The following is a 937-nucleotide window of genomic DNA, read 5'->3' on the forward strand; positions in this document are numbered from 1 at the left end:
GCGGCCCTGGATCGTGACCTCGTCCTGCAGGGTCAGCGTCACCGACTCCGTCTCGGCCACGGTCGCGCTGGTCTCGGTCTGCGCCTGATCCGACTGATCCTGAGCAACGAACAGACGCTCGTATTCGACACGGCAAGCTTCACCGTCGCCGGTCTCGACGATCTGCGTCACCTGCGCTTCGTCGGCTCCTTCGGGTAATTCGCTGGCGATTGCGGCCTGAAGGTTGGCGCAGGCCTCCTCGAGCGAGGTTTGCTGGGCATGCGCGGCAAAAGGGACCGCCAGAGCGGTACTGACGAGTAAAGTCGAAAGAGTGGATTTCATCGGGCTTTTCCATTCTGTCTTTTGGTTGCGGTTTTGTGCGGCTTTTGTAGCGAAGAGTTTATTGCGGCTTTTTTTGCAAAGGAAATTTCATGTTCCTGAATGACCGAGCGGGTTATTTTGTTCCGTTTGCTTCCTGTAGGAATGGAACGTATCGCATCTTGTTCCGTTAACGATTTCTGACCGCATGTGTTTCGAGCCCGACTATAGCGTGGGCCTCGCATCGCAGCTTCTCCCTCATTCGGAGCCGACCAGATGACACACTCAGACGATCCAGACCGCCCCGCCGATCCCGCCCACGCGTCTCGTTCCGCCGGCGGCCTCGCCGGCGATGTCGTGCGGCATGCCTCGAACCTGGCTCAGCGGGAAATCCAGCTTGTCAAAGCCGAGATGTCCGAGAAAGCGGCACAACTGAAGTCCGCAATCGGCGAGCTGATCGCGGGCGCCGTGCTCCTGGCGGTCTCGCTCGGCATTCTGCTGTCCGCCCTCGTCAGCGGCGTCGCGCGCCTGCTCGTCGGCATCTTCGGCGACGACCCTTCGGTGGCTCGGGAGGTCGTCGCGCTCGACGGGCTCGACGAGGGGCAGGCCCAGGTGGTCACTGCGATCAATCAGAATGTCG

The 937-nt window shown here is 60.8% G+C and carries 2 protein-coding genes; one reads left to right on the top strand and one right to left on the bottom strand.

The window, feature by feature from the left end:
* On the bottom strand, nucleotides 1-321 hold a 321-nt coding region (locus Q1B08_RS21530; protein WP_299823439.1), incomplete at its 3' end, for a hypothetical protein.
* 252 nt (nucleotides 322-573) lie between these two features.
* Between Q1B08_RS21530 and Q1B08_RS21535 the strand changes: the two genes are divergently transcribed.
* Nucleotides 574-937 (top strand): phage holin family protein (locus Q1B08_RS21535; protein WP_299823442.1); only part of this gene is annotated, 364 nt, incomplete at its 3' end.

This window comes from uncultured Jannaschia sp., assembly GCF_947494025.1.
Classification (GTDB): Bacteria; Pseudomonadota; Alphaproteobacteria; order Rhodobacterales; family Rhodobacteraceae; genus Jannaschia.